This is a genomic window from Microbacterium hominis NBRC 15708, from assembly GCF_001592125.1.
In the GTDB taxonomy this organism is placed as follows: Bacteria; Actinomycetota; Actinomycetes; order Actinomycetales; family Microbacteriaceae; genus Microbacterium; species Microbacterium hominis.
On sequence record NZ_BCWI01000024.1, the window covers coordinates 17,501 to 43,731 of the forward strand.

General features: G+C 73.0%; 25 protein-coding genes and 1 riboswitch. Of the genes, 15 read left to right on the forward strand and 10 right to left on the reverse strand.

Annotation, left to right across the window (positions count from 1 at the left end; translation table 11 throughout):
• Positions 1 to 49 precede the first annotated feature (49 nt).
• Positions 50 to 988 carry an alpha/beta fold hydrolase gene (locus MHO01S_RS14915; protein ID WP_061782534.1) on the reverse strand — a complete coding sequence of 313 codons (939 nt, stop codon included), beginning with the start codon at positions 986 to 988 and terminating at the stop codon, positions 50 to 52.
• A 152-nt stretch (positions 989 to 1,140) separates the two neighbouring features.
• On the opposite strand from MHO01S_RS14915, the gene MHO01S_RS14920 reads away from it, so the two are divergent.
• The 3 genes from MHO01S_RS14920 to MHO01S_RS14930 are packed head-to-tail and all read left to right on the forward strand — an operon-like array spanning position 1,141 to position 2,931.
• Positions 1,141 to 1,644 (forward strand): carboxymuconolactone decarboxylase family protein, encoded by a 504-nt coding sequence (locus MHO01S_RS14920; RefSeq protein ID WP_060960883.1) that lies wholly within the window; start codon positions 1,141 to 1,143, stop codon positions 1,642 to 1,644.
• Positions 1,641 to 2,351: a tyrosine-protein phosphatase gene (locus MHO01S_RS14925; protein WP_060960882.1), complete on the forward strand. Its 711-nt coding sequence runs from the start codon at positions 1,641 to 1,643 to the stop codon at positions 2,349 to 2,351. Before MHO01S_RS14920 ends, MHO01S_RS14925 begins: the two co-directional genes overlap by 4 nt.
• Before the next feature lie 40 nt (positions 2,352 to 2,391).
• The gene (locus tag MHO01S_RS14930; RefSeq protein ID WP_060961026.1) at positions 2,392 to 2,931 is read left to right on the forward strand and encodes an SIP domain-containing protein; all 540 of its coding nucleotides are present in this window, start codon (positions 2,392 to 2,394) and stop codon (positions 2,929 to 2,931) included.
• On the opposite strand, the gene MHO01S_RS14935 is transcribed toward MHO01S_RS14930, so the two are convergent.
• From MHO01S_RS14935 to MHO01S_RS14950, 4 genes are all read right to left on the reverse strand, one after another.
• Positions 2,918 to 3,400: a hypothetical protein gene (locus MHO01S_RS14935; protein WP_060960881.1), complete on the reverse strand. Its 483-nt coding sequence runs from the start codon at positions 3,398 to 3,400 to the stop codon at positions 2,918 to 2,920. The genes MHO01S_RS14930 and MHO01S_RS14935 overlap by 14 nt on opposite strands.
• Positions 3,397 to 4,209: an arginase family protein gene (locus MHO01S_RS14940; protein ID WP_061782535.1), complete on the reverse strand. Its 813-nt coding sequence runs from the start codon at positions 4,207 to 4,209 to the stop codon at positions 3,397 to 3,399. The genes MHO01S_RS14935 and MHO01S_RS14940 overlap by 4 nt, the downstream gene beginning before the upstream one ends.
• A 76-nt stretch (positions 4,210 to 4,285) precedes the next feature.
• The gene (locus tag MHO01S_RS14945) at positions 4,286 to 5,023 is read right to left on the reverse strand and encodes a PspA/IM30 family protein (protein WP_060960880.1); all 738 of its coding nucleotides are present in this window, start codon (positions 5,021 to 5,023) and stop codon (positions 4,286 to 4,288) included.
• A 78-nt stretch (positions 5,024 to 5,101) separates the two neighbouring features.
• Complete coding sequence (locus tag MHO01S_RS14950; RefSeq protein WP_061782536.1) at positions 5,102 to 7,093, reverse strand: TPM domain-containing protein; 1,992 nt, start codon at positions 7,091 to 7,093, stop codon at positions 5,102 to 5,104.
• A 173-nt stretch (positions 7,094 to 7,266) separates the two neighbouring features.
• Here MHO01S_RS14950 and MHO01S_RS14955 point away from each other — a divergent pair, with 173 nt between their 5' ends.
• The 4 genes from MHO01S_RS14955 to MHO01S_RS14970 all read left to right on the forward strand — a co-directional run bounded on the left by MHO01S_RS14955 (position 7,267) and on the right by MHO01S_RS14970 (position 10,176).
• Entirely contained in the window at positions 7,267 to 8,115 is an 849-nt protein-coding gene (locus MHO01S_RS14955) for a DUF3097 family protein (RefSeq protein WP_061782537.1), read from the forward strand.
• Positions 8,116 to 8,145: 30 nt separating this feature from the next.
• Positions 8,146 to 8,898: a tRNA (guanosine(46)-N7)-methyltransferase TrmB gene (gene trmB / locus MHO01S_RS14960; RefSeq protein ID WP_060960877.1), complete on the forward strand. Its 753-nt coding sequence runs from the start codon at positions 8,146 to 8,148 to the stop codon at positions 8,896 to 8,898.
• Complete coding sequence (locus tag MHO01S_RS14965) at positions 8,895 to 9,755, forward strand: CPBP family intramembrane glutamic endopeptidase (protein ID WP_060960876.1); 861 nt, start codon at positions 8,895 to 8,897, stop codon at positions 9,753 to 9,755. Before trmB ends, MHO01S_RS14965 begins: the two co-directional genes overlap by 4 nt.
• A 23-nt stretch (positions 9,756 to 9,778) precedes the next feature.
• Positions 9,779 to 9,845: riboswitch (guanidine-III (ykkC-III) riboswitch) on the forward strand.
• Between the two features lie 10 nt (positions 9,846 to 9,855).
• Entirely contained in the window at positions 9,856 to 10,176 is a 321-nt protein-coding gene (locus MHO01S_RS14970) for a DMT family transporter (protein ID WP_060960875.1), read from the forward strand.
• Between the two features lie 11 nt (positions 10,177 to 10,187).
• On the opposite strand, the gene MHO01S_RS14975 is transcribed toward MHO01S_RS14970, so the two are convergent.
• Positions 10,188 to 12,299, reverse strand: coding sequence for a bifunctional lysylphosphatidylglycerol flippase/synthetase MprF (locus tag MHO01S_RS14975; protein ID WP_060960874.1), 2,112 nt, complete (start codon positions 12,297 to 12,299; stop codon positions 10,188 to 10,190).
• Between the two features lie 75 nt (positions 12,300 to 12,374).
• Complete coding sequence (locus tag MHO01S_RS14980) at positions 12,375 to 12,620, reverse strand: hypothetical protein (RefSeq protein ID WP_060960873.1); 246 nt, start codon at positions 12,618 to 12,620, stop codon at positions 12,375 to 12,377.
• A gap of 234 nt (positions 12,621 to 12,854) precedes the next feature.
• On the opposite strand from MHO01S_RS14980, the gene MHO01S_RS14985 reads away from it, so the two are divergent.
• Together MHO01S_RS14985 and MHO01S_RS14990 are read left to right on the forward strand one after the other, a co-directional pair.
• Positions 12,855 to 13,256 carry an arsenate reductase ArsC gene (locus tag MHO01S_RS14985; protein WP_060960872.1) on the forward strand — a complete coding sequence of 134 codons (402 nt, stop codon included), beginning with the start codon at positions 12,855 to 12,857 and terminating at the stop codon, positions 13,254 to 13,256.
• 94 nt (positions 13,257 to 13,350) lie between these two features.
• Positions 13,351 to 14,205, forward strand: a complete 855-nt coding sequence (locus MHO01S_RS14990) for a sulfurtransferase (protein WP_060960871.1) — start codon at positions 13,351 to 13,353, stop codon at positions 14,203 to 14,205.
• 9 nt (positions 14,206 to 14,214) lie between these two features.
• Here MHO01S_RS14990 and MHO01S_RS14995 read toward each other — a convergent pair whose 3' ends face one another.
• The 3 genes from MHO01S_RS14995 to MHO01S_RS15005 all read right to left on the reverse strand — a co-directional run bounded on the left by MHO01S_RS14995 (position 14,215) and on the right by MHO01S_RS15005 (position 17,296).
• Entirely contained in the window at positions 14,215 to 15,237 is a 1,023-nt protein-coding gene (locus MHO01S_RS14995; RefSeq protein ID WP_060960870.1) for an LLM class flavin-dependent oxidoreductase, read from the reverse strand.
• Between the two features lie 71 nt (positions 15,238 to 15,308).
• Positions 15,309 to 16,016 carry a GNAT family N-acetyltransferase gene (locus MHO01S_RS15000; RefSeq protein ID WP_061782538.1) on the reverse strand — a complete coding sequence of 236 codons (708 nt, stop codon included), beginning with the start codon at positions 16,014 to 16,016 and terminating at the stop codon, positions 15,309 to 15,311.
• Between the two features lie 77 nt (positions 16,017 to 16,093).
• Positions 16,094 to 17,296 carry a trans-sulfuration enzyme family protein gene (locus MHO01S_RS15005; protein WP_060960869.1) on the reverse strand — a complete coding sequence of 401 codons (1,203 nt, stop codon included), beginning with the start codon at positions 17,294 to 17,296 and terminating at the stop codon, positions 16,094 to 16,096.
• Between the two features lie 133 nt (positions 17,297 to 17,429).
• On the opposite strand from MHO01S_RS15005, the gene MHO01S_RS15010 reads away from it, so the two are divergent.
• The 6 genes from MHO01S_RS15010 to MHO01S_RS15035 all read left to right on the forward strand — a co-directional run bounded on the left by MHO01S_RS15010 (position 17,430) and on the right by MHO01S_RS15035 (position 26,202).
• A complete protein-coding gene (locus tag MHO01S_RS15010) occupies positions 17,430 to 18,635 on the forward strand; it encodes an LLM class flavin-dependent oxidoreductase (RefSeq protein ID WP_061782539.1) in 1,206 nt (401 codons plus the stop codon).
• Positions 18,632 to 19,993, forward strand: a complete 1,362-nt coding sequence (locus MHO01S_RS15015; protein ID WP_060960867.1) for an NtaA/DmoA family FMN-dependent monooxygenase — start codon at positions 18,632 to 18,634, stop codon at positions 19,991 to 19,993. The genes MHO01S_RS15010 and MHO01S_RS15015 overlap by 4 nt, the downstream gene beginning before the upstream one ends.
• Positions 19,990 to 21,933 carry an FAD/NAD(P)-binding protein gene (locus tag MHO01S_RS15020; protein ID WP_061782540.1) on the forward strand — a complete coding sequence of 648 codons (1,944 nt, stop codon included), beginning with the start codon at positions 19,990 to 19,992 and terminating at the stop codon, positions 21,931 to 21,933. Before MHO01S_RS15015 ends, MHO01S_RS15020 begins: the two co-directional genes overlap by 4 nt.
• Before the next feature lie 10 nt (positions 21,934 to 21,943).
• Positions 21,944 to 23,407: a protein adenylyltransferase SelO gene (locus MHO01S_RS15025; protein ID WP_061782541.1), complete on the forward strand. Its 1,464-nt coding sequence runs from the start codon at positions 21,944 to 21,946 to the stop codon at positions 23,405 to 23,407.
• Positions 23,408 to 23,582: 175 nt separating this feature from the next.
• Positions 23,583 to 25,199 (forward strand): ABC transporter substrate-binding protein, encoded by a 1,617-nt coding sequence (locus tag MHO01S_RS15030; RefSeq protein ID WP_060960864.1) that lies wholly within the window; start codon positions 23,583 to 23,585, stop codon positions 25,197 to 25,199.
• Positions 25,200 to 25,230: 31 nt separating this feature from the next.
• Complete coding sequence (locus MHO01S_RS15035; protein ID WP_060960863.1) at positions 25,231 to 26,202, forward strand: ABC transporter permease; 972 nt, start codon at positions 25,231 to 25,233, stop codon at positions 26,200 to 26,202.
• The last annotated feature ends 29 nt before the right edge of the window (positions 26,203 to 26,231 follow it).

The following is a 26,231-nucleotide window of genomic DNA, read 5'->3' on the forward strand; positions in this document are numbered from 1 at the left end:
TCGCAGCCCCGACACGGCGCGTCATGCAGCGCGTCGGGCCGGCCCCGCCTCAACCGCGGGCGACCTGTGCGATCAGTCGCGCCAGCTCGACCGGCTGCTCCTCCTGGACGTTGTGGCCCGAGACGATGTCGACCACGGATGCCGCGGGCAGGCGGCGCCGGAACTCGTCGGCATCCGCCGGCGTCACGAACCCGCGGGTGCCGCGCACGAGCGTGATCGGCGCGGCGACGGCCGCGAGATCGTCCCAGCCGCTCGCCGTCAGCGCGCCGCGCAGAGCGGCCTGCTGGGCGGCGGCGCTCGCGGCGGCATCCGGGTCGCCGGCGAGCGCGTTCGCGAGGTGGGCGAAGTGGTGCTTCCACTCGATGCGGCCGTCCGCGCGGATGCGCGAGTTCAGCGTGACCCCGCGCGTCGCGGCCTCGCGCGACCCGCCGAGGCCGAAGGCGAGGGCGCGTTCGACGAGCTCCTCTCGGCTCGCCCAATCGGTGGGCCCCGCGAAGAAGGCCGCGATCTGGGCGGCGTCGCCGTTGGGATCGATGCCGGGAGTGATGTCGACGACGATCAGCTCGCGCACGAGGTCGGGGTGTGCCGCGGCGAGGGCCGCGCCGGTGAGGCCGCCGAGCGACTGCCCGACCAGCACCTGCGCGGCCGGTGCCCAGGCGGCGATCGCGGGGGCGATGTCGGCGGCCAGCACGCCGCCCGCGTACGTCGCGTCCGCCCGCCACGACGAGTCGCCGTGGCCGGGCAGGTCCACGGCCAGCGCCGGGAGCCCGAGGGCGAGCACCGTCGTGTCCCACGTGTGGGCGTTCAGGCCCGCGCCGTGCAGGAGGGTGACCTGCGGGGGAACGAAGGCTCCGGTGGTCGGATCGCCGTAGTGGAGGGCGCTGACCGTGCGACCGTCCGGCAGCGTGTGGGTCAGCCGGCGGACCGGAGGCGGGGCGTCGATGCCGAGCTCCGCGGCCTGGGCCGCGAGGAAGGAGAACTCATCCATCCCGCCATTCTCCCCCCTCTCCCTCTCCCACCCACCCCACCCCGCGAGCCGCCACGGCACGGACGAGCCGCTATAGCCTGGGCGGTGCGCGCGATGGCGGCTCGCACGCGGGATAGCGGTTCGCGGGTGAGGGGGCGTCCTAGGCTGGGCGCATGAGCAGCGAGCGTCGCGTCCACCTGTCCCGGTCCGCCCGTCCCGCCTACGACGCGCTGGAGGCCTTCTCCCAGACGGTCGGCACCATCGCGGCCGACGCGGGGATCGACGCGCGGCTGCGGGAGCTCGTGCTCATCCATGCCTCGCAGCTCAACGGCTGCGCCTACTGCGTGCGGGTGCACGTCGACCGCGGCGTGGCGGCGGGACTGACCGCCGACGACATCGCGCAGTTGGCGACGTGGCGCGAGTCGGGCGTCTTCTCGGCCCGTGAACGCGCCGCTCTCGAGCTCGCCGAGTGCTACGTCTTCATCCACGAGGAAGGCGTGCCGGACGAGGTCTACGACCGCGTGGGCGGCATCCTCTCCGAGCCGGAGTACGTCGCGATCAGCTGGCTCCTCGTCTCGATCAACGCGTTCAACCGCATCACGATCGCCGGGGCGTACCCCGTCCCGCCGCGCGGGGGCGAGGCGGCGGCCGCAGCAGCGGGGAGCGGCACCGCATGACGCTGGTGCCCGGAGCGCTCAACTTCCGCGACGTCGGCGGGCTGCCGGCGGGCTCGGGTACGACGAGGCCGCGGGTGCTCTTCCGCTCCGGCAACCTCGCTCGGCTGACCGGCGAGGGATGCCGCGCGCTCGCGGATCTCGGCGTGCGCCGGATCGTGGATCTGCGCGCCGACGACGAGGTCGCCACCGAGCCGAGTCGCGTCGACGGCCTCGACCTCGAGACGGTCCGCATCCCGCTGTTCGTCGGATCGGTCGGATCCTTCTTCGCGGAGGACAGATCGCTCGCGCAGATGTACCGCGAGCTGGTCGACGGCTCGGCGCCGCAGCTCGTCGAGGCCGCGCGCGCCGTCCTGGGCGCGCAGCCCGTGCTCGTGCACTGCACGGTGGGCAAGGACCGCACGGGCGTGACGATCGCGTTGCTGCTGGCGGCGGGGGGCGTCGACGAGGACGCGATCGTCGCCGACTACGCCCGGACGGAGGAGCTGCTGCCGCCGGAGCGGAACGGGCGCGTGCTGGCGTATCTGCGCACCCTGCATCCCGACGCGCGCCATCTCGACGACCTCGTGACGCGTTCGCCGGCCACGGTCATGCGCGATCTCCTCGCCGACGTGCGCGGCCGCTACGGCGGCGCCGCCGACTACCTGCGCGCCTACGGACTGACGGAGGGCGAGGTGGCGGCCCTGCGTACGCACCTCATCGAAGAATGAGGTAAGGCTCCCCTTAACAGAGCGTATGATGGGGGTCATCATGACTTCCCTCGCGACACGTGCCGTGCACGACTCGACCGCCTGCAAGGCGTCGCGTCACGCGCGCGTGCAGCACCTCATCACGGCCGACGAGAACGCGCTCGCCGAGCTGGAGGCGCTCATCGCGACCCTGCCGATCTGCTCGACCGGCCGCGTCTTCGTCGAGGTTCCCGATGCGTCGTGGATCGCTCCGATCACCGTGCCCGCCCGGATGGTGCTCACGTGGCTCGATCGATCGACGCGCAGCGGCGAGCCGGGCACGGGTCGGGCATGCGCCCCGGGGCAGGCGCTGAGCCGCGCCGTCACCGCCTGGGCCGACGAGATGCTCTGCGACGACGCCGTCTCCGACGAAGCCGCGGCGGACGACACCGACGGGCTTCGGCCCGCGTCGGATGCCGCGTGCGTCGACGGCACGCGCATCCACCTGCTCGGGGGCTTCCTCGGCACCGCCGACATCTTCGATCACCTCACCGAGCGTCTGGGCATCGCCGCCGCGGCGGTGCACACGCCTGCCCGCTTCGGGCTCGTCAGCTCCCGCTGACCCGCGCGCCCTTCGTCGACGACGAGCCGCGTGGCACGTAGTTGCCCTCCTCCAGCCCGGCGAGGATCTCGAAGCGGTTCGTCAGCGGATCCCGACCGGCCACGGCGTACAGCAGCGGCATGAGGAACCCGTAGCGGCGCCACTGGCGCGCGTGCACGGCCTCGTGCCGCAGCACCGCGTCGCCGATGTGCGGCGAGTCGGTGAGGAAGCACCCGCCCACGCACACGCCGCCGCGACCGAACGTCCAGGAGGGCATCCCGGTGAAGACCCAGAGCCCGCCCCGGCGCTCGATGCGTCCCGTCGACCACAGCGTCCCCCAGACCCAGCCCACGGCCGTGCCCCACCAGTAGCCGACGCGGCTCACCGGCGAGTCGAGGAGGAAGCCGGGGATCAGCGCGTCCAGGCGTCGCCCGCGCGCCACGGCCCGGGCAGCACGGGTCTGCCAGCCGGGAGGCGGAGTCGCGATCACGCGAGCGCGCCGACCACGCGGAGGATCGTCCCGAGATCGTCGACGGCCGCCGCGGGCGAGGCCGGTGCGAACCCGGAGAGCGATGCGCCCGCGAGGGGGAAGCGCGAGCGCACCGCGCCGATCGCGGCGGTCAGCTGCGCGAGCGTGAGCCCGAAGGGGACCGGACGGGAGACACCCGCGAGCACCGCCGGGTCGAGCACGTCGAGATCGACGTGGATGTACACGGCCTGCGCGCCGGTGGCCGCCACCGCGTCCACGAGCGCGCTCGCCTCGGCGGCGGCATCCGCGTCGACGACGCGCACCGCGCTGGTGTCCAGGAACGCGCGTTCCGGCTCGTCGAGCTCGCGGGTGCCGACCAGCACGGTGCGATCCTCCGCGACGGCGCCGCCGCCCGGGAGCGCGGAGGTCGCCACGACCGCACGGAGCGCCATCCCGGCGAACGCGCCGGAGGGCGAGGTGGTCGGGGTGTGGAGGTCGCCGTGCGCGTCGAACCACACGACGGCGAGGTCGGTGTGCGTCCGGGCGGCGTGCGCGATCGCGGGAAGGGCCACGCCGCAGTCGCCGCCGATGACGAGGGCGGGCTCGTCGCCGGTCGCCAGGGCGGCGCCGACGGCCTCCGCGACGCGGTTCAGGGCGCTGAAACGGCGGATGCCCGTCTCGAGCTCTTCGCCGGCCTCCGCCGGGACCTCGACGCGCGTCGTCGCGGCGCGCGGGAGGTCGCCCGCGATCGCCTCGGCACCGTCGACGAGCAGCATCGCCCGCGGGGCGGGCGAGCCCTGCCACTGCGGCACCACCAGGAAGCGTGTCATGCGGTCGTCCTTCCGTCCCCGCGGGCCGTCCCGGGGCTCCCGCGTCGGGCGGGGCCCCGGAACGTGCGCGCCGTTCCTACTGCTCGAGCGCCGCCGTGGGGCTGCCGCCGCTCTTGAGCGCGGCCAGCCGCGCCTCGACCTCGGTGAGCTCGCCGACGTCCTCGAGCTCGTTGAACTGGGCATCGAGGCTGGATGCCGCCAGCTCCGCCTTGCCGGCGGCGAGGGCCTCCTGGCGACGGACCTTGTCTTCGAAGCGTCCGAGCTCGCTCGTGGGGTCGAGCACGTCGATCGACTTCACGGCGTCGTGCACCTTGTTCTGCGCCTCGGCGGTCTTCGCGCGCGCCAGCAGCTCGCTGCGCTTCGCCTTGAGCTGCTCGAGCTTCTGCTTCATGCCGTTGAGGCCGTCCTTGAGCTTGTCGACGACCTCCGTCTGGGAGGCGATCGTCGGCTGGACGGCCTTGGCCTCGTTCTCCTCGCTGATCTGGCGCTGCAGGGCGATCTTGGCGAGGTTGTCGAACTTGTCGGCATCCGCGGCGTTGCCGGCGGCGCGCAGCTCGTCGGCCTTGCGGCTGGCGGCGAGGGCCTTGTTGCCCCATTCCGCGGCGGCACGGACGTCCTCTTCGTGGTCGCGCTCGAGCAGGCGCAGGTTTCCGATGGTCTCAGCGATGGCGGACTCGGCGTCAGCGATCGAGTTGGTGTAGTCGCGCACCAGCTGGTCGAGCATCTTCTGCGGGTCTTCGGCGGAATCGAGCATCGCGTTGATGTTCGCCTTCACGAGAGTCGAGATGCGGCCGAAGATGGACTGCTTTGCCATCGGTTTTCCTTTCCTAGCGGGAAACTGCGGGGACTGCGAGGTCAGTGGTGGTGGGCGGGAGAAGGGCGGGATGCCGGCTCAGAAACGGCCCCCTCCGCGGCGGGACCGGCTTCCGGCCCCGCCGAAGCCGCCGGGGGAGATGCTGCCGCCGCGGCTGCCGGACGAGCCTCCGAAACCGCCTCGGCGACCGCCGCCGCCGAGGAGCGAGTTGATGACGATCCCGCCGAGGATCGCGCCCATCATGTCGCCCGATCCGTTGCCGCGCGCCGCGGGGGCCGTGCCGCCGAACATCCCGCCCTGGAACACGCCCACGTCGTTCTGCGCGGCGCGCAGCGCCTGCGTCGCGAGGTCGTGGGCGCGCTGCGCGGCGGCGAGGGCCTGGGCGGGGTCGGACTGCTGCAGCTGGCGCGCCTGGACGAGGGAGGCACCGGCCTCGGCGAGCCGCGTGCGCGCCTCGGCGCCCACGGCCCCGCGGCGCGAGCCGATGAAGTCCTCGGCGGCGGAGATCTCGCCCTGCGCCTGGGCCAGGAGGCCGCCGAGCTGCTGGGCGGCGCGCGCGGCCTGCTGCTGTGCGTCGCGGACGCCCGCCAGCAGGGCGTCGATCTGCGCGTTCGCCCGATCGAGCTCGTCGCGCGCGAACAGGGGGCGCTTCGCCGTGCCCGTGATCAGGGCGCGGGCGGCATCCACCTGGGCGCGTGTCGCCGCGATGACCGGCGCGATCCGTCCGTCCGGATCGGGCAGGGCGCTCGCCGCGGCGATGTCGGTCTCGAGGTCGGCGATGAGGGCGGCGGCGTCCGTCTCGGCCTGCGCGAGGTCGGCGCCGAGGCGACCGACCGCGTCCTGCAGCACCTGCGCCTGCGAGACCGCGTCCTCGGCCGCCCGGATGCTCACGGCCGCGGCGCCGCCGTTGCCGGCGCCGATCTGCTGCTGAGCGGTGGTCAGCTGGGTGTCGGCGAACGCGAGCCGCTGCTGCGCCTGCTCGGGATTGTCCGCGATCGGGGCGAGCGCGAGCGGGTCGTAGGTCGTGCGGAGGGCGGCGAGGGCCGAGGCGGCGGCCTCGTGCGCGCCGCCCACCGTCGCGCGCAGCTGCTGGAGGCGGGCCAGCGCTTCGGGCGCGTTCTGCTCGAGCTTGCGCAGCTCGTCGAAGGCGGCGGCCTTCTCGTCGAGCTGGGCGTTCGCGGCGTCGCACAGCTCGACGATGCGCGCGTTCCACGCCCGCGCGTCGGATTCGCTGTCGGGCGTCGCGTCGTCCAGCCTCTGCTTGAGCGAGAACGCCTCGTCCAGCTTCGACTTCGCGTCGGCGAGTGCCGCGGCGAACTCGCGGGCGGCGTCGTCGCCGAACTGCGCGCGGGCGAAGCCGAGCTCCTGCTCGCTCGTCTTGACCGCATCGTCGGTCTGCACGAGAGCCGACGACGCGCGGCGGGCGAGGTCTTCGAGGCTGACCGGCGGCGGCGCCCCCGGTGTCGCGCCCTGCGGACCGCGGCGCCGCGACCGGACGACGATCCACACGACCAGGACGGCGAGGGCCAGCAGGACCACGATGAGCAGGATCGGCACGATGCCGCCGGCACCTCCCGCCGAGGTGCCTCCCGAGCCCCCCGCGATCGCGTCGGCCAGCCCGTCGGCGGCGGCGGTCGCGGCTCCGACCCAGTCGCCGGAGCTGAGCGCGGGCTGCACCCGCTGCTGCTCGATCGTGGTGAGCTCGTCGCCGGTGACCGGCCCCGCGGAATACCCCGACAGGTAGTACTGCCGGCCGTCGGTGGAGATCGCGAGCAGGTACTGGTGCGGGCCGAGACCGTTGTTCTGAGCCGTCTGGTTCGCCCACTCTTCGGGGGAGGACGGGTCGGTGAACTGCGGGACGTAGGCGACCCACAGGTCCACTCCCGAGCTGGCCGTCAGGGCGCGCAAGCGCGTGTCGACCTCCGACACCTGGGCCCCGGAGAGCACCCCGGACTGGTCGACGACGCGCGAGGAGCTTAGGGCGACGGGGCTCGTCGCCACCGCTGCCGCCGCACCGCCGAGGACGATCGCCGCTGCCGCCGTCAGAGCCAGCCACAGACGCGCACGCATGCGTGATCCTCCCTGCGCGAGGCGCGGGTCCCTCGCTCCCTCCCTTCGATCCTATGCCCCGCGCGGCATGGCACGATAGGCGGACCGACGGGATGCTGCGGGTCTGCGCGGACGCGGCCCGTCGTCCCGCCCGGCGGGAGTCGGCCCGGTAGGGTGTCGGCTTCGGAGGAACCATGATCGACGACGGATTCGGCCCCGACCGGTACGGAGCGGACGTGCTCGCCGCGGGATGGCGCGATGCCGGTCGCGCCGTCGTCCCGCGCGTCGAGGCCACCGCCGACCTGGTGGTGGAGGTGGCCGGCGACGGGTTCTGCGGAGCCGTCACCGGCATCCAGTCCGGCCACGTCGAGCTGGAGGATCGGCGCGGACGGCGCCGACTGTTCCCGCTCGGCGGCGGCTTCCTGATCGACGGCGCCGCCGTCGTGCTCGAGCCCCCGCGGCGCACGGCGACCGGGCCGCGGCGCACGGCGTCGGGCTCCTTCGCCGCCGACACCGCGCGGGCGCGGGTCGCGCGCGCCTCCCGCATCCTCGTCGAGGGCCGCCACGACGCCGAGCTGGTCGAGAAGGTGTGGGGCGACGACCTGCGCGTGGAGGGCGTGGTCGTCGAGTACCTCCAGGGCGTCGACCTCCTCGAATCCGTGCTGCGCGACGAGCCGCCCGGGCCGGGACGGCGCTACGGCGTGCTCGTCGACCACCTCGTGCCGGGCTCGAAGGAGTCGCGCATCGCCGACGCGGTCGCGCGCGGGCCCCACGGCGCGCACGTGCGCATCGTCGGGCACCCCCACATCGACGTGTGGCAGTGCGTCCTGCCGCGTGCGCTCGGCATCGAGTCCTGGCCGGAGGTGCCGCGCGGCATCGAGTGGAAGGTCGGCGTGAGCCGGGCGCTCGGCTGGCCCGCGCACGACCAGGCCGACATCGCGCGGACGTGGCAGCGCATCCTCGGCTCCGTGCACAGCTACCGCGACCTCGACCCGGCCCTGCTGGGGCGCGTCGAGGAGCTCATCGACTTCGTCACCACCTGACGGCGCGGCGTCCGCCGGTACCCTGGTCGGATGCCGCACGAGACCGAACCCGCCCCGCGCTACCGCGACAAGCCCGTCTCGTTCGTGCGGCGCAGCGGCCGGATGAGCGACGCGCAGGAGCGGGCGTGGGCGGAGCTGTCGCCGCGGTACGTGATCGAGGTGCAGCGGGATGCCGCGGCCACCAGCATCCTGCCGGGGACGACCATCGCGCCCGCCGGGGTCTTCGGGCGCACCGCGCCGCTGATCGTCGAGATCGGCTCCGGCCAGGGCCACGCGATCGTGCACGCCGCGGCGCAGACGTCGGACACCGACTTCCTGGCGGTCGAGGTGTTCCGCGCGGGCCTGGCCCGGACGATGCTCGACGCCGACCGCGACGGTGTGCGCAATCTGCGGTTGGTCGAGGCGAACGCGCCCGAGGTCCTCGAGCACCTCCTGCCCGAGGCGAGCGTCGACGAGCTCTGGATCTTCTTCCCCGACCCGTGGCACAAGGCGAAGCACAACAAGCGCAGGCTCGTCGCCCCCGCCTTCCCGCCGCTCGCGGCGCGGGCGCTGCGCGACGGCGGGATGCTGCGGCTGGCGACCGACTGGGAGGACTACGCCCTGCAGATGCGCGCCGTGCTGGGCTCCGCGTCGGAGTTCGCCGCGGCGTTCGAGGGGGAGTGGGCACCGCGCTTCGACGGACGGGTCATGACCGCCTTCGAGCGCAAGGGGCTCGCCAAGGGGCGCGAGATCCGCGACCTCGCCTACCGTCGCGCGGCGCGCGGCCCCTCCGACGCGGCATGATCTCGACGGCGGCTTCGGACGCGTCCTCCCCCCGGTGGGGTACGGCCGTCGGCCCCGCCCTGATCGTCTGCCTGGCCGCGCCCGCGTTCTTCGTGCTGCTGCAGCCCCTGATCGGCGTGGGGCTCCTGGCCCTCGGGGTGGGCGCCGCGATCGCGCGGGAACGGGGCCGGGTCGCCGCATCCGCACCCTCGCTCGCCCGCGACCTCTCGCTCATCGCGCTGGGCATGCTCGTCGTGAGCGCGATCTCGCTCGAGGCGAAGCTCGACGACCTCTCCATGATCCGCTTCACCCTCGCGCTCGGCGGCGCCGTCGCGGTGCCGTACGCCGTCTCACGGTGGGTGTACCGCGACCGGGCCATCCGGTTCCCCTGGCGCGGCGGCGGGCGTTGGAAGAGCTGGCAGTGGGCCTGGCTCGTCGCCGTGCTCGTGCTCGGATGGGCCCTCCTGCCGTTCTACTTCATCAGCTCCGGCGTGTACCGCAATTGGCCCGTGGTCGACTCGCCGGAGCTCATCGCCCGGCTGTTCGTCGGGGTCGGCGCGGTCGGCATCTGGGACGAGTTGTTCTTCATCTGCACCGTGTTCGTGCTGTTGCGCCGCCACCTGCCCGACGTCGCCGCGAACCTCCTGCAGGCCGTCGTCTTCGTCTCCTTCCTCTGGGAGCTCGGCTACCGGGCATGGGGTCCCGTGCTCACGATCCCGTTCGCTCTGCTGCAGGCGGTGATCTTCCTCAAGACGCACTCACTCGGCTACGTCGTGACCGTGCACCTGCTGTTCGACGCCGTCGTCTTCGCCGTCCTGGTGCACGCCCACAACCCCGGACTGCTCGACGGGATCTTCCTGCTCGTGCCCGGCTCCTGATCAGGCGACGACGCTATCCTCGTACTCGGACCCCGACCGGGTCTCCGGACGAGGGATCCCAGTACCCGGTGAGCGACAAGACTGGCCGAAAGGTCTCGTCATGTCCTGGCTCGTCCTCATCGTCTCCGGCATCCTCGAAGCCGTCTGGGCCACCGCCCTCGGCAAATCGGAGGGCTTCAGCCGGCCCGCTCCCACGATCGTCTTCGCCGTGGCGCTCGTCGCCAGCATGGGCGGACTCGCGTGCGCGATGCGCGACATCTCCACCGGCACCGCCTACGCCGTGTGGGTCGGCATCGGTGCCGCGCTCACCGTCGCGTACGCGATGATCACCGGCGACGAGCAGTTCTCGCTCGTACGGATGCTGCTCATCGTGGGACTGGTCGGATGCGTCGTCGGCCTGAAACTCGTCGGCCACGACTGACCGCCGCGCGCTCAGCGCTCCCCGCGCAGCAGCTCCAGACCGGCGCTGGCGAACTGGCGCGTCGTCGCGGACGGCAGGAAGGCCCGGGTCAGTCCGGCGCCGATCCGCGGCAGGTCGGCCTCGTCGCGGAACAGCAGGTACATCGTCTCGTACCGCGGGTGGAACTTCTGCTTGAAGCGGTGGAGCGACTGGAAGCCGTAGACGGGCTCCAGCGCGTCCGACAGGCGCGTGCTCAGCGCCGACAGCCCCTGAGCCTCGGGCGGGTACTCGTGCGCGAGGGGGGCGCCGGACAGGGACATGATCTCGGCGCCCTCGTCGCGGAACGCCGCGGCGGAGCTGCCGATCAGGTACTCCATGACGGGGCCGAACCCGTGCTCGCGGCGACGCATCAGATCGAGCGTCCATCCCCGGATGCCGCTCTCGCCGTACACCGGCATCCACGACAGGAACCCGTGCACGTCCCCGCGCGGGTCCAGTGCGAGGGCGATGCGCACCTCGGGGTCGTCGGCCTCGGCGAGCGTGCCGAGCGTGAAGCGCATCTCCGGGAGCTGCTTCTCGCCGACCCACTGGTTCGAGATCGCCTGCAGCTGTGTGCGCACACCCCACGACTCGTCGCGCAGGCGGGTGAGGCGGAAGGTCATGTCCTCACGGCCGGCCCGGTTGAGCGTCGTGCGGACGGAGTTCCACCGCTTTCCGGTGTACGCCAGGCCCGGGAGATCGACGATGGTGTCGTCGGCGACGACGAGCGAGCGCCACGTCGGGGGCACGGCCTCGAGCGTCGATGCGCCGGCGCTGAAGAAGCACGGTGCCAGGCCCGCCTGCTCGGCCGCCGCGATGAACTCCGCGACCGAGGAGGCGCGTCCCTCCTCCGGTCCGAGCGGATCGGCCAGCGCGATGGCCGCGCCCGCCCGGATCTGATAGGTCACGATGCCGGTCCTGGTGCCGAGGTAGCTGTTGCCCTCCCAGGTCGTCATCCACGAGAGCGTCCCGCCGCCGTGGGTGCGGATGAGGTCGGCGGCATCGCGGGCGGTCGGCTCCGCCCCTCGTGCCCCGAGCGCCGTGCGCGGAGCGCCGGCGAACGCGCCGCGCACGAGCACGAGGTACACCAGCAGCACGAGGGCGATGAGTCCGCTCCCGATCTCGATGGCCGTCTCGCCGTCGATGGGCACGCCCAGGTCGAAGTGGACGTCGAGGGTGACGACGGCGGCGAGGAGCGTCGCCGAGAGGATGTTGAGCGACAGCAGCACGAGTGCGCAGATCCACGCCCAGCGACGCGCGCGGTGCAGGCCCTGCGCGATCACGAGGACGACGACGACGTCGATGACCGTCGTGATCCACGAGCTGGAGAGCGGATCGGTGCTGCCGAACGGGCCGTAGGTCGGGATGATCGTCAGGATCACCTCGATGCCGACGAACGACACCATGCCGATGAACGCGATGAGCCGCTGCTCCCGCAGCGTCGCACGGCGGGGCCGCAGCGTGCGGTCGAAGAGGAGGACGGCCACGACCGCGAGGAGGTGTGAGAGGTCCGCCACGGTTCCGAGCACGAGCACGCCGACGATCACGACGGCGATGAGCACGAGCCAGCCGCGCAGGCGCCAGGGCGACGCCAGGAGGCCCATGACCGCGGCGATGCAGGCGAACGTGCCGCCGCTGGCGCCGACGTCGAGCGTGGTCGCGGTCTCCTGCACCCACTCCCACCCGGAGAAGACGCTGAGCGCGGCCAGGAGCAGCGCCGTGGCGAGGACGGCGACGATCTGACCGATCCAGAAGTAGGCGAGGGCGACGCGCGTGCCGCGGGCGTATTCGAGGACGCCCATCCCGATGAAGCCGAGGATGGTCGGGACGAAGAGCCACGGCTCGGCGACGAAGAAGGTGCCCGTCAGCGGCGTCCACCAGCGACCGGCCTGCAGGGCGGGCAGCCCGTAGGCCCACACGTCCATGCCGGCGCTCTCGTCGAAGGGCTCCCAGAGGCCCTGCGACAGCGCGCCCACGACGAGGATCGCCACGACCGTGAGCAGGGTGGCGGGCAGATGACGCATGAGCCGGACGACGGCGTGCGTGCGCGCGGATGCCGCGGCGGCCGCCGGAGCGGGGGAGGCGGCGGGGGCTGTCTCCGTCATGCCTTCACCGTACCGGGAGCTGCCCCACGCCGCCGTGAACCCACGTCGACGCATCGCGCACCGGGGCGGTCGCCCTCAAAAGCGTGCCAGCAGCGCCGGACCGAAGACCACCAGCGTCGCCACGGGCACCACGAGCAGGCCCATCGCGGCCACGCCGATCGCGATCATGCTGCCGAGGATCGACAGCACGGCGGCGCCGACGGACGTCGCCGCCCCGCGGTCGGACAGCGCGATCCGCGTGTTCCGCGGCACGCGCGCGGTCCGCGACGACGACGTCGCGGGAGGGGAGGCCGGAGCGAGGACGAGGGTCGAGGTGGTCATGGTCTCGACGCTACGGACGGCGCGGGAGCCGCACATCGGACGGCGGATGCACCGGCATCCGCCGGGAGGATGATCTTCGCCGGCCGATCGGGGCACGGCGCCCGCACGAGCCGGCGACGCCCGTGTTGACATCCGTCGACGCATCGGGGATCCTCTGGTGCGGACCATTCGGCGGGGGCGGCGAGCACCGTCGCACCGCCTGCGTCCCACACCGTCGCCCGACACGGAGGAACCATGTCCGCCACCGCTCCCGCCGTGCTCTTCGTCTGCGTGCACAACGCCGGTCGTTCACAGATGGCCGCCGGCTACCTCCGCGCCCTCGCCGGGGATCGCATCGACGTCTTCTCCGCCGGGAGCGAACCCGGCGACGCCGTCAACCCGGCAGCCGTCGCCGTCATGGCCGAGGAGGGGATCGACCTGTCGACCGCGACGCCGCAGATCCTCACGACGGATGCCGTGCGGCAGGCCGACGTCGTCATCACGATGGGTTGCGGCGACGCGTGCCCCATCTTCCCGGGCAAGCGCTACGAGGACTGGGAGCTCACCGACCCGGCCGGTCAGCCGGTCGAGGTGGTGCGCGGCATCCGCGACGACATCAGGGCGCGCGTCGAGGGGCTCATCGCCAGCCTGGTGTGACACCGCGGGCGTCAATGCGACGCCGTCTTTCGTCCTGTTGCGATTGGTTTCGACCTCGTTTCCGCTCGACGGCTCGCGGGGAGAGCCTGGGGAGATGCCGCATCTCATCGACGTCGACGGACTGAGCGCGGCGCTCGCCGACGCGAGACCCGTGAGGCTGCTCGACGTGCGCTGGCGACTGGACGTGCCGGAGGGCCGGCCCGCCTACCTCGCGGCTCACCTGCCGGATGCCGTGTACGTCGACCTCGAGCGGGATCTCGCCCGACGCGGCCACCCGGAGGAGGGACGCCTGCCGCTTCCGCACGCGGAGGACATCGAGCGCGCGGCCCGCCGGTGGGGGATCGACGACGGCGACCTCGTGGTCGCGTACGACGACAACGACTCCGTGGCGGCGGCGCGCGCGTGGTGGCTGCTGCGCGACCGGGGCATCGACATCCGCGTTCTCGACGGAGGGATCCGCGCCTGGGTCGCCCGGGGCCTGCCGGTCAGCGCGGGCGACCACGTGGCCGAGCCCGGCGGCGTCACCCTGACGGGGCGCGGCCCCCGCGTCGTCGGCATCGACGATGCGGCGCGCGCGCCCGTGGACGGCGTCCTGATCGATGTGCGGGCGCCGGCGCACTATCGCGGCACCGCGGCGGGGGCCGATCCGGCGGCGGGCCACATCCCCGGCGCCGTCAACCTGCCCACCACGACGTTCATCCGCGACGGCGGAGCGCTGCACGACGCCGCCGAGGTGCGGTCGATCCTGTGGGCGCACGGCATCGATCCGGACGGCGAGGTCGTGCTGTACTGCGGGACGGGCGTCGCCTCGGCCCACTCCGCGCTCGCGCTGGCGACGGCGGGCATCGACGCCGCCGTCTACGCCGGCTCGTGGAGCCAGTGGGCGCGTGATCGGCGCCGGCCCGTCGCCGTCGGACCGACGCCCGGAGACGCCTTCCGCGGCTGGTGATCGCGGCGATCACACCGTGGCGTCCGCCGCCGGCTCCCAGCCCAACAGCGGGGCGAGCACGCCGGCGATGTCCTCGAGGATCTGGACGTAGTCCGCCTCGCGGAAGCTGAACGGCAGTGCGAAGGCCACCTCGTCGACCTCGGCGAAGGCCCGGCTCTGCGTCAGCGTCTGGGCGATCTCCTCCGAGGTGCCGACGATGTCGGCCGCGAACAGCATCCGCTTGGGGCCGTGCGGCACGCCCACGCGGTGCGCGCGCGACGCCGCGTACGCGCGGTACCGCTCGCGCTGATCCGCCGTCGCGGTGTCGGTGGGGATGACGACCAGACCCTGCGAGACGCGGGCGCGCTCGCCGTCGGGATGATGCTCGCGGAAGAGGCGGATCTGGGCGTGCTGCTCGCGGTCGAAGTCGGTGGTCTCCCGCGACTGGATCACGCTGCTGGTGAGCAGATGGAACCCGTTCTCGGCCGCCCACCGCGTGGACTCGGGACTGCCCGCGCCGTACCAGAGGCGCTGCGCGAGCGTCGCGGAGTGCGGTTCGATGCGCTCCGAGTACTCCTCGATGCCTTCCACGCCGGCGAAGGCGCTCACCGCATCGCCGGCGAGGTACCGCCGCAGGCGCGCCAGCCTCTCGTAGCCGAACCGCTCGTGGGCGGCGGTGTCGGGGTAGAGCGCCTCGGCGATCTCATCGAAGCGGCGCGGCGGACCGACCGAGAATCCGGGCTCCAACCGGCCGCCGGAGAGGACGTCGACGGTCGCCAGGTCCTCGGCCAGACGGAAGGGGTTCTCGAACCCGAGCGGGATGACGGCGGTGCCGAGGCGGATGCGGCGGGTGCGCTGCGACGCGGCCGCCAGGACGGCGACCGGCGACGAGATGCCGTACTGGAGGTGGCGATCGCGCAGCCAGGCGCTGTCGAAGCCGAGTCGCTCGGCCCGCTCGATGATCGCGAGGGTCGCCTCATGCCCGGGTCGAGGGTCGGCCCGGTCGAAGAGGCCGATGGTGAGGAAGCCGAGCGCACGAAGGGGACGGGTCACGCCTCCACGCTAGGCGCGCCGCCGCGTCGGATCGCCCGGCTCGTGTCACGCGGCGTCACGCGGCGCGGCGGTCAGAGGGGTGCGCGCACGGAGCTGAACCGCGTGCGTCGCCGCAGCGCGAAGCCGAGCCTCTCGTACGCGGCGATGGCACCCGTGTTCGACGCCGCGGCGTGCAGGAGGGCGCGGTCGCCGCGCTGCTGGATGTGGAACGCGACGTCGAGCACGAGACGGGACGCCAACCCCTGTCGGCGATGGTCGTCGTCGACGGCGACGGCGCTGATCTCCGTCCACCCCTGCGGGTGCAGGCGCTCGCCGGCCATCGCGACCAGGCGGTCGCCGCGGCGGATGCCGATGTAGCGACCGAGCTCGTGGGTGCGGGGGCGGAACGGACCGGGCTGATTGCGCTCCACGAGCGCGAGCATCTCGGGCACGTCGTCGGCGCCCAGGAGCACCGCCTCGTCGTCGGGGCGCGGCGACAGCGCCGCCGTCTCGACCAGCTGCACCCCGTCGCCGCCGCCGAGCAGCGCCCATCCGGGCGGGAGCTCGCCGTCGAAGCCGGACAGCCCGAACGCCTCACCCGGCGAGAGGATGCCGCGCAACGCATCCCAGACGCCCGGCTCGTCCCACGATCGCACCGCCACGAACGGCGCGACGTCCTCCGGATACCGGCGGGCGAGGTCGTCGCCGATCGCGAACGTCGCATGGGGGCCGGCGAGGGAGGACCAGGCGGCGTTGTCCAGCGCGATCTCGCTGGCGGCCGTGGCGGGCGATGCGGTCATCCGTCCACTGTCGGCGTCCGCGACGCGACACGCAAACGCGTCCGACACGTCGGGCAACACGCGCGCGTCGGAGGGCCTCATGCGAACGTGTCGTCGAGCGCGGCGAGGAGGTCGGCCTCCAGGTCGCGGGCGTCCTCGAGCCCCACCGAGAAACGCAGATGACCGTAGCGGCGGAACGGTTCCGGGTACGCGAGGGTCCGTGGGCCGCTCGTGCCGATGTGGACGATGAGGGATTCGTCGTGCCCGAGGGAGACGGCTGAGGTGATGACGCGAAGGTGCGAGACGAACCGGTTCTGCACCTCGGGGCCCCCGTCGACGGCGAACGCCATGACGGCGCCGAACCCACGCCCGCCGAACTGACGTCGCGCGATCTCGTGCTGCGGGTGGCTCTCCAGCCCCGGATAGGCGACGAAGGCGATGCGCGGATCGGCGTCCAGCACGCGGGCGAGCCGCTGCGCCGTCTCCAGGTGACGGGGCAGACGCAGCGGCAGCGTCACCGACCCGCGCTGGATGAGCCACGCGTTGAAGGGCGAGATGACGCCGCCGACGTCGACCATCGCGTCCGCCTTGATCCGCTGGATGAGCTCCCGACGGCCGATGACCGCACCGCCCATCGCATCGCCGTGACCGTTGATGAACTTCGTCAGCGAGTGGACGACCAGATCGGCCCCGTCGGCGAGCGGCCGGTAGAGGGGCGGCGGCGTGAAGGTGGAGTCGACCGACAGCAACGCGCCCGCGGCGTGCGCGATGCGCGCGACGGCGGCGATGTCGGTCACCTTCGTCGTGGGGTTGCCGATCGTCTCGACGTGGATCAGCCGCGTCTCGGGGCGGATGGCGTTCTCGACGGCGGCGGGATCGGCGGCATCCACGAACGTCGCGTCGATGCCGTACTTCTCCGGGAGGAGCTGCGCGAACAGCCGCCAGCTGGCCTCGTAGGTGACGTCGGCGACGACGACATGGTCGCCGGTGCGCAGGAACGTGAAGAAGACCGCGTGCAGCGCCGCGACGCCGGATGCCAGGGCCACGGCATCCTCGCCCTCTTCCAGTGCCGCGAGCTTCTCCTGGAGCGCGAGCTGGTTGACGCCCGAGTTCCGGGTGTACAGCGGCACGTCGGTGCCCGACCAGTCGAGGGCGGACGGGTCCTCGGGCAGCGCGTAGGAGTTGGCCATCACCACCGGCGTCCGGATCGCGCCGGAAGCCGGATCGACCCGGTTGCCGGCGTGCACCGCCCGCGTGTCGAGATGGGTCGTGGGGGCGTCGTGCCGATCGGGACGGGTCATGCCCCGAGCCTAGGCCGGTGACCGCACCCGTCTCACGACGAACCCACGGGGAAGATGACGCCGCGTGTCGAGGTGCGTCGTCCTGTGTCGTCGTCGGTTGAGAGATCGCGCGGGACCGACGCACAGTGGCGACATGACAGCCCCGGTTCATCTCGCCCTCGCCCTCGACCGGGCCGGGTGGCATCCCGCCGCCTGGCGCGACGCCTCCGCCGCCCCACACGACCTGCAGAGCCCGCACTACTGGCGGCGCCTCGTGGCGAGCGCCGACCGCGCGGGTCTCGTGCTCGCCACGATCGAAGACGCCCTCAGCTTCACCGACCGCTTCGAGGACGCGCAGCACCCGGCATCGGATCGGGTCCGCGGCCGCCTCGACGCCGTCCTCGTCGCGTCGTACGTCGCTCCGCTCACGCAGCGGATCGGGCTCGTACCGACGGTCACGACCGCGCACCCCGAGCCGTTCCACGTCGCCACCGGCATCCAGACGCTGGACTTCGCGAGCCGTGGCCGCGCGGGCGTCCGCCTCGTCGCGGGCGCGTCGCCCGCCGAGCGCGCGAACTTCGGACGTCGTCCGGACGGGCCGGGACGGCTCCCGGCATCCGGACGGGTCGAGGACGCGCCCGAGCTGGTGGCCGCCTTCCGCGAGGCGGGCGAGTTCGCCGAGGTGCTGACACGACTGTGGGACTCGTGGGACGACGACGCCATCGTCCGCGACACGTCCGCGGGCCTCTTCCTCGACCCCGATCGTGTGCACCCCGCGCGGTTCGAGGGCGAGTTCTTCTCCGTCGAGGGGGCCTCGATCGTGCCGCGCTCGCCGCAGGGGCGTCCGCTGATCACGGTGCTCGCGCACCAGACGGTGCCGTTCCGACTGGCCGCCGAGCAGGCCGACGTCGTCTTCGTCACACCGCACGACGAGGCGTCGGCCACGGGGATCCTGGCCGAGCTCGATCAGGCCGTCGCCGCGCACCGACGCGGACGGGAGCGCCTCCGGGTGTTCGCCGATCTGGTCGTGCTGATCGAGGAGACCCCGGCCGCGGCGCGCGCCGCCGCCGCGCGTCTGGACGATCTCGCCGGCTCCGCGTTCGCCTCCGATGCGCGCATCGTCATCGGCACCCCGCTCGAGGTCGTGGACGAGATCCGCGCGCTGGCGGCGACCGGCGTCGACGGCGTGCGCCTGCGACCCGCTCGTCAGCCGCGCGACGTCGTCGCCGTCGCCGAGCGCGTGGTCCCGTTGCTCGACGCGTTCGGCGGCCTCGTCCGCGACGACCGCGTCAGCCTGCGCGGCCGTCTCGGTCTGGCACGACCGACCACCACCCCCACCCGAGAGAAGGCCTTCGCATGAGCCGTCGTCAGATCCATCTCGCCGCCCACTTCCCGGGCGTCAACAACACGACGGTGTGGAACGACCCGCATTCGGGCAGCCAGATCGACTTCTCCTCCTTCGAGTACTTCGGTCGCACGGCCGAGAAGGGGCTGTTCGACTACGTCTTCCTCGCGGAGGGGCTGCGCCTGCGCGAGCATCGCGGTCGCATCCACGGACGCGACGTCGTCGGCCGGCCCAACACCCTGTCGGTGCTCGCGGCGCTCGCCGCCGTCACGGATCACGTCGGGCTCGTCGGCACGCTCAACACCACGTTCAACGAGCCGTACGAGCTGGCGCGGGAGCTCGCCACCCTCGATTGGCTCTCCGCCGGACGCGCCGGGTGGAACGCCGTGACGAGCTCGGATGCGTTCCACGGCGCGAACTTCCGCCGCGGCGGCTTCCTCGACCACGCCGATCGCTACACGCGCGCCGCCGAGTTCGCGGAGCTCGCGAAGAAGCTCTGGGACTCGTGGGCGGAGGGCGACGTCGTCGCGGATGCCGCCGCGGGGGAGTACCTGCGTGCGGGCGCACCCGCACGAGTGCGTCACAGCGGCCCCCAGTTCGACGTCGACGCGGTCTTCGACGTGCCGCGCTCCCCGCAGGGGCGGCCGGTGATCGTGCAGGCGGGCGACTCTGCCGACGGCCGTGACTTCGGGGCCGCCCACGCCGAGGTGATCTTCTCGCTGCACACCGAGTTCGACGACGCGCGGGCCTTCTACGACGACGTCAAGGGCCGCCTGGCCGCCGGGGGCCGCGACGAGGAGTCGCTGAAGATCCTCCCCGCCGCCAGCTTCGTGATCGGCGACACCGCCGAGGAGGCCGAGGAGCGCTCGCGGGAGATCGCCCGCCAGCAGGTGCGTCCCGAGGTCGCCCTGACCTACGTCGAACAGGTGTGGGGGCGCGACCTCAGCGGCTACGACCCGGACGGTCCGCTCCCCGAGATCGATCCGGACACGGGCGCCGAGTCGGACCACGGGTGGGCGAACCGTCACGCCGCGGTGCGGCGGCGCATCGCCTCGCTGCGCGAACTCAGCGAGAGCGAGAACCTCAGCATCCGCGAAGTCGTCATCCGCCTCACCGCGCGGCACACCTTCGTCGGGACGCCGGCGCACATCGCCGCCGAGATCGACCGCTACGTGCAGGGGCGCGCGACCGACGGCTTCACGATCGTCGGTCACCTCACCCCGCACGGTCTCGACGAGTTCGCCGACCGGGTCGTGCCCCTGCTGCAGGAGCGCGGCTCGTACCGTCAGGCGTACGAGGACGGCGCGACCCTCCGCGACCTGTTGGGGCTTCCCGCCGTGCGTCCCCTCGACGCGAGCGTCGCCGTTCGATGACCTCGCGCCTGGTCATCGTCGGGGGCGGTCCCCGGGCGATCATGCTGCTGGAGCGGATCGTCGCGCGCTCCGACGCCGCCTCCGATCTGAGGATCGATCTCGTCGACCCCCATCCGCTCGGGGCGGGGCGCATCTGGCGGCGCGCGCAGTCGCCGCTGCTGAAGCTCAACTCGATGGCACAGGACGTCACGGTGTTCACCGACGAGACCTGTTCCATCGAGGGGCCGGTCGTCGCGGGGCCCTCGCTGATCGAGTGGGCGCAGTCCTGGCGGGAGGGTCTCCTCGCCGACGTCGAGATCGACGACGAGGTCGTGGCCGCCGAGGCCCGGGCCCTGACCGGCGACGCGTTCCCCACCCGGCGGCTGCAGAGCTTCTACCTGGAGTGGTTCGCGCGCCGGGTGGTCGCGGCGGCGCCCGAGGGCGTCGTCATCCGCACGCACGTCGACGAGGTGACCGAGGTGCGTGCCGTCGGCGCGGAGTGGGAGGTCGCCCTCGCCTCGGGCGGGACACTGCCCGCGGATGCCGTGGTCTACGCGATCGGCCACGTCGCCTCGGCCCCCGCCGCGGGCAGCCCGACCGCGGTCCTCGTGGATGCCGCGCGACGTGCGGGCCTGGACTACATCCCGCCAGCGTTCACCGCAGACCTCGACCTCGACGCGGTCCCCGCGGCCGCCGACGTCATCGTGCGGGGGCTCGGGCTCGCCGCGGTCGATCTCGTCGTCCTGCTGACGCAGGGGCGCGGGGGGCGGTTCGAGCGCGCGGCGGACGGTCTGCGCTACGTCCCCTCCGGCCGCGAGCCCCGACTGCATCTCGGCTCCCGACGGGGCGTCCCCTACCGGTCCAAGGTCTCGTCGCAGCTGCGGGGCGAGGCTCCCCGCCGCGAGGTGCTCACACCGACCGCGATCGCGGCCCTCGCGGCATCCGGCGACGACGGGCGCCTCCTCGACTTCGAGCGCGACGCCTGGCCGCTGATCGCCGGCGAGCTCCTCCACGGTCACTATCGCGAGCTGTTCACGGGGTACCCCGACCGGGTCGCGGGCACGTGGGAGCAGGCGCGGGCGCTGCTGTCGACGCACGCCTGGGACGACCCCGCGCTGCACGCGGCGCTGGCCGCGCTCGTCACCGACCCGCTGGACCGGCTCGACATCGCCGCCCTCGATCGCCCTTTCGCGGGCGCGGTCTTCCGCGACGGCGACGACGCGCACGATGCGGTCGTCGCCCACATCCGCGGCGACCTCCACCTGCGCACCGCGCCCGAGCGCAGCCCCGCGCAGGGGCTCTTCTTCGCGATCCTGCTCTCGTTCCTGGCGCTCAGCGAGATCCCCGCGGAACGGTGGAACGCCCGCTCGCGCGCCGACCTGCTGCCCGTGCGCTGGCACACCTTCTTCAGCTACGTCGCGAGCGGCCCGCCCGCGCACCGTCTCGAGGAGCTGCTCGCGCTCGCCGACGCCGGCATCGTCCGCTTCCTCGGCCCCGACCTCGAGATCGCGATCGACGCGGGCGGCCCCTCCGGGGCGTCGTTCGCGGCATCCAGCCCGTCTCGGCCGGGTGCGACGCGGGCGCGGACCCTCGTCGACGCGTGGCTTCCGCCGAGCGACGCGGCCACCGGCGACAGCGCCGCGCTGCGCCAGCTGGCCACCGTGCACGGCACCGTCCTGCGGGTCGCCGACGGCGAGCGCACGCTCACCATCGGGCGCGTCGTCGTCGACGCGGACGGTCGGGTGCGTCGTGCCGACGGCGCGGTCCACGACGCCCTGTTCGCGATCGGCCCGTTCACCTCGCATCCCGAGGGCGGCGCGTTCACCCGCCCGCGCAGCGACGCGCTGTCGTTCCGGCAGACCGATCGTGTCGCCGGGGCGCTGCTCGCTCGCCTCGCCGGATCGCGCGGAGGCCCGCGGGAGGCCAGCGATGCGGGGATCCCGGAGCTGAGCCGCTCGTGAGGAGCAGGCCGTGACGGAGCGATCCGGTGTCGCGGTCGCACTCGAGCGGGTGTGGGCGGACGAGCTGCCCGAGCTGTCGGTCCCGGTGCGTGCCGTCGCTCCGCCCTCCCCGGAGCTGGTGGTGCTCAACGAGGGCGTCGCGGCGTCGCTCGGACTCGACGCCGCGTGGCTGTCCTCGCCCGACGGCGTGCAGCTGCTCACGGGCGCGGCGGCCGAGGGCGCGGTCTCCCAGGTGTACGCGGGTCATCAGTGGGGGCGGTACCGTCCGATCCTCGGAGACGGCCGCGCGGCACTGCTGGGCGAGCTGCGGGATGCCGACGGCCGGCTGCGGGATCTGCACCTGAAGGGCATCGGTCCCACGCCGATGTCACGCGTCGACGGGTTCGCCACGCTCGGGCCCATGCTGCGGGAGTTCCTCCTGGGCGAGGCGATGCACGCCCTCGGAGTGCCGACGACCCGCGCGCTGTCCGTCGTGTCGACGGGCGCCACACGCGTGCGCGACGGCCGGGGGAGTCCGGGTGCGGTGCTCGCCCGCACGGCATCCAGTCACGTGCGCATCGGCACGTTCGAGTATGCCGCGCGTCACGACGACCCGGGACTCCTGCGCCGCGTCGCCGATCACGTCATCGGCCGGCACCATCCCGGCGCCGCGTCGGCACCACAGCCGTATCGCGCGTTGCTGGCGGCCATCGTCGACGCCACCGCCGCGACCACCGCGCACTGGATGCGGCTGGGCTTCGTCCACGGCGTGCTCAGCACCGACAACGTGCTCGTGTCGGCGGAGACCATCGACTACGGACCCTGCGCGTTCCTCGACGCGTACGACCCGGACACGGTCTACAGCAGCCTGGACACCTCGGGGCGCTACGCCTACGCGCGTCAGCCGGAGATCATGGCGTGGAACCTGGAACGCCTCGGCGAGGCCCTGGCGCCGCTGCTGGACGACCAGCCCGCCCGGGGCGCGGCGGCCGCGCGGGAGATCGTCGGCGCGTTCGACGAGCGCCACCGCGCCCACCGGACCGCCTTCTTCCGCGACAAGCTCGGCCTGGACGTGCGGGTCGCCACCGCGGACGTCGACGAGCTCACCACGGACGCGCACCTCCTGCTCCACGACCACGGCGTCGACGTCACCGGGTTCTGGCGTGATCTGGCCGCGGCGGCCGACGGCGACGAGCGTCCCGTGCGCGCGCGCTTCCTCGGCGCCGTCGGCGGGCTGGACGACTGGCTCGGCCGATGGCGCCGTCTCGCGCCCGTCGCCGAGCGGCTGCGGGCGGCGAACCCCGTCTACATCCCCCGCAACCACCTCGTGGACGAGGCGCTCGACGCGGCGGTCGCCGGAGACCTCGATCCCTTTCGGGTCCTCCTGTCCCTCGTCCGCGCCCCGTACACGGTCCGCAGCGAGCCCACGTACCGCCGGTACGCCGCGCCCGCCCCGGCGGACCACCCTCCGCATCGGACGTTCTGCGGCACCTGAGGGCGCCGCGGGAGGGTCGTGGCACGCGCCGAACATGACGCCGGAAGACGCCTCATTGAGCTCTATGTCGACACATTGACCCGGATGACGACGCCCTTCGCGTCGCGACCGGGCCCTGACGAACCTGGAGTGCGGGAGCACCGCATCCCGCCCTCACACAGCTTGGAGTCCAGACATGTCCCTCACCAGATCACGCGCAGCGTCGATCGGCGTCGCCGGCGGAGCACTCGCCCTCGCGCTCACCGCGTGCGCCGGCGGCACCCCGGCGGCCGATCCCACCGCGTCATCGGCCAGCGCCGTGCCCGGCGGAAACCTCACGTTCGCGATCTCCGTCGACAGCCAGTGCATCGACCCGCAGCAGGTCGGCAACAACGACGCGATCGCCATCGCGCGCCAGACCGTCGCCTCCCTCACGACCCAGGACCCGCAGACCGGCGACATCCTCCCGTGGATCGCGCAGTCGTGGAAGGTCAACGACGACGCGACGAGCTTCACCTTCACGCTGCGTGGCGGCGCCACCTACGCCGACGGCGCCCCCATCGACGCGGCATCCGTCAAGACCAACTTCGAGGCCATCCAGGCCCTCGGCGCCAAAGCGACCCTCGGGTCCTCCTACCTCGCCGGGCTGAAGAGCATCGAGGTACCCGACGCGAGCACCGTCGTCATCGACTTCTCCGCGCCCAGCGCGCAGTTCCTGCAGGCGACGTCGACCTTCACGCTCGGGCTGCTCTCGCCCGCGACCGCGTCCGTCAGCCAGGCGGACCGCTGCCTCGGGAAGTACGTCGGCTCGGGACCGTTCTCGGTCAAGAGCTACACCCCCAACCAGGGCGCCGTGCTCGAGCGCCGGGCAGGCTACGACTGGGCGCCGCCCACCGCCGCGCACAGCGGAGACGCGTACCTGGACACCATCACCTACGTCGTGATCCCCGAGTCGGGAAACCGCACCGGCAGCCTGCAGTCCGGTCAGATCGACGCGACCACGGGCATCGCGACGACGGACGCGCCCCTCTTCCAGACCGCCGACTTCTGGTCCCACAACCGCGCCAACCCCGGAGTGGTCTACAACCTGTATGCGAACCAGTCGACCCCGAAGCTCGCGGACGTCTCCGTGCGGCAGGCGATCCAGAAGGGGATCGACCGCGAGCAGATCACGTCGTCGCTGCTCGGACCCGACGACAAGCCCGCGGTGTCGCCGCTGTCCTCGTCCACGCCGTACTTCACCGACCTGAGCGCCGAGCTCGTGTACGACCCGGATGCCGCGAAGAAGCTCCTCGACGCCGACGGCTGGACCGTCGGTTCCGACGGCATCCGCGAGAAGAACGGCGAGAAGCTGAGCTTCCTCGTGACGTACTGGCAGTCGCCGAAGGAGGTCCTCGAGCTCGTGCAGCAGCAGCTTCGGCAGATCGGTGTCGACCTCCAGCTGAAGTTCGCCTCCATCGCCGACGTGCAGGCGGCCCAGGCGGACGGCGACTACGACTTCAGCTACGGGAACCTGACGCGCGCCGACCCCGACGTGCTGCGGACCGTCTTCTCCTCGCAGGGGACCAACAACGCGACCAAGCGGACGGCCGTCGAGCCGATCGACGAGCTGCTGGCCCAGCAGGCGGCGACCACCGACCGCGCCCAGCGGCAGAAGCTCGTGGACGAGGCCGCGACCCTGCTCGTCACGGACGCCTCCTCCATCCCGATCTACCAGCTGTCGACGACCATCACGGCATCCGTGAAGGTGCACGACCTGACGTTCGAGGCGTCGAGCCGCCTCGACTTCTACGACGCCTGGGTCACCCCGTGAGGCGCGCAGCGGCAGCGAGGAGGTGACGACGATGAGGAGCGAGATCGTGTGGTTGCGTTACGTCGGACGGAGAGCCGGGCAGGGGCTGCTCGTGCTGTGGGCGGCCTACACGGTCTCGTTCCTCATCCTCTACCTCCTGCCGGGCGATGCGGCGACGCTGTTCGCCGGGGGAGGCGATCAGGATGCCGTCGACCCGGAGCTCGTCGCGAAGCTGCGCACCCAGCTCGGCCTCGACCGGCCGCTCTGGGAGCAGTACCTCGCGGCGCTGGGCCGAGCGCTGACCGGTGACTTCGGCGTCTCGACGCAGACCGGACGCCCCGCATCCGCCCTCCTCGCGGAGGCGCTGCCGCCGACGCTGGCCCTCACCTCGTTCGCGTTCCTCCTGTCGATCGCGCTCGGGGTGGGCCTCGCCCTGGCCGCGTCGCTCGCGCGACCCGCATGGCTGCGCAACCTCCTCTCCGCGCTGCCGCCGATCGGGGTCTCGATCCCCGTGTTCTGGATCGGGCTGCTCCTGCTGCAGGCGTTCTCGTTCCGCCTGCGCCTGTTCCCGTCCGTCGCAGACGCCGGGTTCGTCAGTCTCGTCCTGCCCGCGCTCACGATCGCGATCCCCTCGGGCGCCTTCGTCGCACAGCTGCTCGCGCGCAGCCTCCGGGCGACCCTCGCCCAGCCCTACGTCGAGGTCGTGCGGGCCAAGGGTGCGGGGGAAGCGCGGGTGCAGCTCGGACACGCCTTCCGCAACGCCGCGATCCCGAGCCTCACGATGCTCGGTGTGCTGATCGGAGGCCTGCTGTCGGGCGCCGTGGTCACCGAGACCGTGTACTCGCGCCTCGGCGTCGGGCGCCTCGTCGTCACGGCGGTCAACAACCGCGACGTGCCCGTGGTGCAGATCGTCGTCGTGTTCGCCGCGCTCGTGTTCGTCGTCGCGAACCTCGTCGTCGACCTGATCTATCCCCTCGTCGATCGCCGCATCACCCTCGCCCGCAGCGCCTTCGCCGCCGCCTGACCCCGGGCCCGACCCTCCGACAAGGAGCA